8 protein-coding genes are annotated in these 5,548 nt (G+C 65.2%); 5 read left to right on the top strand and 3 right to left on the bottom strand.

The window, feature by feature from the left end; translation table 11 throughout:
- Positions 1-2: 2 nt before the first annotated feature.
- The gene (locus ACRDUX_RS03945) at positions 3-227 is read right to left on the bottom strand and encodes a hypothetical protein (RefSeq protein ID WP_526411224.1); all 225 of its coding nucleotides are present in this window, start codon (positions 225-227) and stop codon (positions 3-5) included.
- A 351-nt stretch (positions 228-578) separates the two neighbouring features.
- Here ACRDUX_RS03945 and ACRDUX_RS03940 point away from each other — a divergent pair, with 351 nt between their 5' ends.
- Both ACRDUX_RS03940 and ACRDUX_RS03935 read left to right on the top strand, forming a co-directional pair.
- Complete coding sequence (locus ACRDUX_RS03940; RefSeq protein WP_526411222.1) at positions 579-776, top strand: excalibur calcium-binding domain-containing protein; 198 nt, start codon at positions 579-581, stop codon at positions 774-776.
- Between the two features lie 85 nt (positions 777-861).
- Entirely contained in the window at positions 862-1,722 is an 861-nt protein-coding gene (locus tag ACRDUX_RS03935; protein WP_526411220.1) for an acyl-CoA thioesterase, read from the top strand.
- On the opposite strand, the gene ACRDUX_RS03930 is transcribed toward ACRDUX_RS03935, so the two are convergent.
- Complete coding sequence (locus ACRDUX_RS03930) at positions 1,719-2,303, bottom strand: UbiX family flavin prenyltransferase (RefSeq protein ID WP_526411218.1); 585 nt, start codon at positions 2,301-2,303, stop codon at positions 1,719-1,721. The genes ACRDUX_RS03935 and ACRDUX_RS03930 overlap by 4 nt on opposite strands.
- Positions 2,300-2,839 (bottom strand): TIGR02444 family protein, encoded by a 540-nt coding sequence (locus ACRDUX_RS03925; protein ID WP_526411216.1) that lies wholly within the window; start codon positions 2,837-2,839, stop codon positions 2,300-2,302. Before ACRDUX_RS03925 ends, ACRDUX_RS03930 begins: the two co-directional genes overlap by 4 nt.
- Before the next feature lie 102 nt (positions 2,840-2,941).
- On the opposite strand from ACRDUX_RS03925, the gene ACRDUX_RS03920 reads away from it, so the two are divergent.
- The 3 genes from ACRDUX_RS03920 to ACRDUX_RS03910 form a co-directional block, all read left to right on the top strand.
- A complete protein-coding gene (locus ACRDUX_RS03920; RefSeq protein ID WP_526411214.1) occupies positions 2,942-4,369 on the top strand; it encodes a UbiD family decarboxylase in 1,428 nt (475 codons plus the stop codon).
- A gap of 8 nt (positions 4,370-4,377) precedes the next feature.
- A complete protein-coding gene (locus tag ACRDUX_RS03915) occupies positions 4,378-4,797 on the top strand; it encodes an SRPBCC family protein (protein WP_526411212.1) in 420 nt (139 codons plus the stop codon).
- Between the two features lie 10 nt (positions 4,798-4,807).
- A partial coding sequence (locus ACRDUX_RS03910; protein ID WP_526411210.1) for a UbiD family decarboxylase domain-containing protein occupies positions 4,808-5,548 on the top strand: 741 nt, incomplete at its 3' end.

Here is a 5,548-nt window from a genome sequence, read left to right as displayed (position 1 = left end):
GTTCAGCGGTATCCCGCAGGTGTGCTGGCCGTTGTTTCCGGGGTGGCGACGGACGTGACGGGTTCCGTCGGCGGCGTCGTGGTGGTAACCGCCGTCTCGGGAGCCGACCTAACGGTGTCCGTTCCGGCTTGCTCGTTGGCGAAGGCAACGGCAACCGCTCCCATGACCACGACGGCGCCGGCGCTGATCACCGCCGATAGCAACTTGACACTTCTATGCTGGTCCACTCTGACCACTCCATTCGGCCCAGGTTCGTCCGCCACCTCGGCGAATCGTCCCTTTGAGGGTGAAGGTGCACTGTTCGTACATCTCCTACCCTGAGAAGGACGTGAAATTCTACGCCGCTTGCCCCTAAGCGGACCAGATGCGTCTCACGTGAAATACCTGTTCGGCCAAATCGGTCATTGCGATTCCCTGTGCGTTGTCGCTGTTCATGGCGCCCGTCGCGCAGGTCGACGCACTAATTAACGCCTTAGGTAATTACTTGCTACGCTCCTTTCGCTCTTGATCGCGCCCGCCCGAGCATCCCGGCAGGGGCGTGGGGGGAGTCAGTTCACACGTCACATAGGGGTGGATTCATGTTCGTTCGTCTCTTGATTGCTGCCGCCGCAATTTCGGCAGTTGGCATTGGGATTGCTCCGGCAGCATCAGCTACCGGTACGTACCGCAACTGCACGCAGGCGCACCAAGACGGCCGCTGGGACATTCCGCAGGGCGATCCGGATTACTGGTCGGGCGGGGACCGCGATGGTGACGGCATCGCCTGCGAATCCTGACTGATTCAGGAAACCTGGCCCGGGGCCCGTCGTGATGGACCGACGCGATCAGTGGTGATCGTGCTCGCTGCGGCATGATGCCGGGGTGACATTCCGATCGCCGTCGCTCGCCGACGTCGTCGCCACGCTGCAGGTCGATCAGATCGCCGACGACCGCTTCGAGGCCACCCAGCTCGACAATCCCGCCCACCACATCGTCGGCGGTCACATCGCCGGTCAGGCGCTCATGGCCGCGAGCCGGACGACCCAGGGCCGCACGCCACACAGCGTGCACGTCTACTACCTCCGCGCGGGTGATGCCCGACGGCCGGTGGAGTTCCAGGTCGTCCGGTCCCGCGACGGCGGGACGTTGTCCACCAGGCAGATCACGGCGCGGCAGGACGGTGAAGTGTTGTTGGAAGCTCTCGCATCGTTCAGCACACCGGTCGACGGGCTCGACTATCACACCCCGATGGCCGATACCCCCGACCCGGAGTCGCTTCCCACCGTCCAGGAGCAACTAGCCCCGTACGCCGACGAGCACCGCGGTCACTGGGTCCGTCCGCAGCCCTTCGAACTGCGCTACGTCGACCCGCCACCGCGGCTGGCACTGGACCGTCCCGAACCGTCGCCACGGATCCGGATGTGGTGGCGCCCCACCGAAACCGTGCCTGCCGACGAGGTCTTGCACAGCTGCCTGTTGACCTACCTGTCCGGCACCACGATGTTGGAGACCGCGATCACCATGCGGCGCGCCACCCCGTTGTCGACGTTCTCCGCGCTGATCGACCACGCCCTCTGGTTTCACCGTCCGGTCGATCTGTCGGACTGGGTGTTGTCGGATCAGTTCTCGCCCAGCGCAATCGGCGGCCGAGGGTTGGCGACAGCCACCATGTACAACCGCGCGGGCCAGGTGGTCTGCATCGCCACCCAGGAGTTGTACTTCGGCAGGACGCGGGCCGATTAGGTCGCGTCGGGAACGACCGACGTTCCGTCCCAGCGTTTAATGCCGGGAACGACGACGTCGAGTAACTCGAGCGCCCGCGACACGGTCTGGTCGACGACGTCGTCGAGCGAGCGCGGTAGTGCGTAGAACGCCGGAACGGGCGGCATGATGATCGCACCGTTGGTCGTCGCTCTGGCCATCAGATCGATGTGCCCGGCGTGAAGGGGAGTCTCACGCAGGAGGAGCACGACTCTGCGGCGCTCCTTGAGGCACACGTCCGCCGCGCGCACCACCAGTTCGTCGTTGTAGGAGTTCGCGATTCCGCTGAGAGTCTTCACGGAGCACGGTGCGACGAGCATCCCCATGGTGAGGAAGGAGCCCGATGACACCGCTGCGCCGATGTCGCGGGGGTGATGGTGGTGATCGGCGAGCTCGCGTACCTCGTCGGACCGGTACGACGTCTCGTGAGCGATGGTCCGCTGCGCCGACGGCGTGATGATGACGTGGGACTCGACGTCGTCGACCTTCCGCAACAGCTCGAGGGCCCTGATGCCGTAGATGGCTCCCGACGCCCCCGTGATCGCGACGATGATGCGCTTCACGTACCCATCCCTTCACCGGAACCGGATCGCGCTGCGGCCGAAGCGATCACCGCGATGGCATTGCACTCCTCGTCCGTCGGTTCGCGGAAGGCACTGTGCCGCAGGACGACGTGCATTGCCGCACTCGCACGTTCGGCGGCATCCCCGAGCGCCGCCTTGGCCTCGAGATGGTGCGCGACGTCGGCCAGTTCGTCGAGTTCGATCATCTCGGCGTCGAGTTCGATGGCCTTGATCCGCTCCCGTAGCGCGACGGTCGCCGCGCTCGGCGCCGGTGGCGGCCCGTCCCTGAGTCGCGTCCGCACTGCACGGAGTGGGCCGACCACGTCGCGTTGCCAGTGCCCGGTGCGTGCCACGGCCGCCGCCATCTCGTCGTCGGTGAACGTGGATCGCTCGGCCGCGCCCACGTAGGCCGCCAGAAGGAGCACGTTGACATCGACCCCGCAGCGATCCTGCAGCAGCACACATGCCGTCGAGACGCCGTCGCTCCCGTACACGTCCACGGCGAACCGCTGAAACTCTCCTCGAGACTCGATCATCGAACTCCGCGCGCCACGGGGGGCACTTGCAAGGTTGGATGTGGCACGATCAATCTTGATTTGCTGGCCACCCTCACGCAGGAAAGTATGGGGCATCCGACTGTGCCATTCCAAGATTTCCGCGAGTTCCTCGATGCGCTGCGCTCCCGGGGCGAACTCATCGACGTCGACCGACCCGTAGCGCTCGATCTCGAGGTGGCCAAGGCGATGCGCAAGAGCGCGTCCGTCGCGGGCCCGGCCATCGTGTTCAAGAACAACGGAACCGACTTCCCGTTGGTCGGCGGCCTGTACAACTCGCGTGAGAAGGCGTTGATCGCCTACGGCTGCGACGAGGAGACCGCCTTCGACGAGATCGTGAAACGCCTCAAAAACCGCATCGCGCCGAAGTATTCCGATGACGGCCCAGTGCACGAAAACGTCATTCTTGGCGACGACGTCGACCTGTCGATTCTGCCCGTCCCGCGCTACAGCCCCGACGACGGCGGCCCGTACATCACTCCTGGATTCGTGGTCAGCCACGACCCCGAGACCGGCGTCCCAGACATCGGCCATTACCGCTGCGAGATCATCGACGACAAGACGATGTCGCTGATGGCCGCCCCCAGCCACCGGTTCGCGAAGAACCAGGCCAAGGCACAGCGCATGGGACAGAAGACTTTTCGCGCGGCGCTCGTCATCGGCGTCGATCCGATGATCGCCTATGCGTGCCCGATCCAGGTTCCCGAGGACACGAACGACTGGGAGGTCGTCGGAGGCATGCGCGGCGAGCCCGTCGAGCTCGTCAAATGCCGCACGAATGACGTTTCGGTGCCTGCGCACGCCGAGGTGGTCATCGAGTTCGAGGTCGATTTCACGCAGACAGTCGACGAGGGGCCGCTGGGCGAGTACACCGGCTATTACACGCCCGCGTCACCGAAACCCGTCGTCCGGCCGACTGCCATCACCCATCGCAACGGTGCGTACTTCCAGGCGCTGCTGACCGGCAGGCCCACCACCGAGAACCACATCCTCAAGCAGTTGTCGTTCGAAGCGTCGTTCTACGACATGTTCCGCCAGCAATTCCCGACCGTGACGGCGGTGGCGATCCCCCCGTCGGGCGGCGTGTACTTTCGCTTGGTCATCGCCATGCGGCCGCGTTACTCGGGCGAGGCCCGCAGCGCGATCCTCGCGGCCATGGGCAGCAATCTGCGACCGAAGATGGTGGTCGTGGTCGACCCGGACATCGACGTGTACGACTCGGAACAGGTCGAGTGGGCAATGGCCTTCCGAACTCAGCCGGCGCGGGACGTGATCATCGTGGACAGCCTGCCCGGCGGACCGCTGGACCCGACGGCCGACGAGTCGCTGCCGCCTGACCAGCGCACCGGATCGGCGATCGGCATCGACGCCACCTACCCCTACGGCACGGTGGTCAGGAAGGTGGGCGACCTGTGCGGGCCCGCGTTGGAGGAACACGGCGGACGGGTCGTCGAGGTCGCCGACGTGCCCGGCTGGCGGGACTACGACTTCCCAGAACTCGATGGCAAGTAGGAGGACACGTGCCCGAAATCGACCACGAGCTCAAGATCGATGCCCCACCCGAGCAGGTGTATGAAGCCTTGACGACCCCCGACGGCGTCAAGGGCTGGCACAACCCCACGGTCACCGGCAGCGGTGAGGTGGGTACAGAGTGGGTGTTCTCCTTCGCCGACCACCCCGAGTTCGGTTGGGAGGTAACGGCATCGGACGTCCCGAGTCGGGTCGTCTGGCGGTGCACGCGCGGACCGGGTGACTCGGTGGGCACCACGGCGACGTTCACCATTGTTCCCGCCAACGGGCGGACCCTGCTTGAGCTCCAACACGCAGGCTGGCCGGGGACCCACGGCAACTTCCGCAAGTGCAACACCACATGGGGGGTGCTCCTGCATCACCTGCGTGACTACGTCGAGACCGGCGACGCCGCACCGGCATTCGAGTGAAGGGCATGCCATGCCACAGCAGAGCCTGAGCGACTTCGTCGTCGATATGGAGAAGGCGGGCCTGCTCGTCCGCATCACCGACGAGAAACGCGTCGACGAGTTGCCCGCGGTCATGGAGGCCAATCCGTTGACCGCGGTGCTGGTGGAGAAGATCACCGACTGCGAATTCCAGTTCCTGGCCAACGCGTATTCGAACCAGGATCAGACCGCGTGGGCGCTCGGCTGCGAGAAGAGTGAGACCGGGCGTCGGATGGTGGAGCTCGGCAAGGGCCGGATCAAGCCCGTCATCGTCGATACCGCGCCGTGCAAGGAAGTCATCCTCACCGGCGACGACGTCGATCTGACCCGGCTGCCGCTGTTTCTCCATCACGACCGCGACGGCCACGCGTACACCAACGACAACCTGGTGGTGTCCAAGCACCCGGACACCGGTGTCTACGACTGGGGCATCTACCGCAGCATGTTCCGGACGAAGAACGAGAAGAATTTCGACATGACGTGTACGTCGCACCGTGCTCGGCTGAACGCCCAGGCAGCACAGGCCAAGGGACACAACCTCGAACTCGCGATCGTGCTCGGCGGACCGCTGGTGGACAAGGTGGCCGCGCTGACCGGGGTGCCGCCGGGCACCGACGACTTCGAGGTCCTCGGCAATTTCTACGGTCTCCCCGCGAAGCTGGTGAAGTGCGAGACCATCGACCTCCTGGTGCCGGCCAATGCCGAGATCGTGCTCGAATGCGAGCTGATGGCG

It is taken from the genome of Mycobacterium sp. (assembly GCF_050701675.1).
Lineage (GTDB): Bacteria > Actinomycetota > Actinomycetes > Mycobacteriales > Mycobacteriaceae > Mycobacterium.
This window is presented reverse-complemented; position numbering and strand designations above follow the sequence as displayed.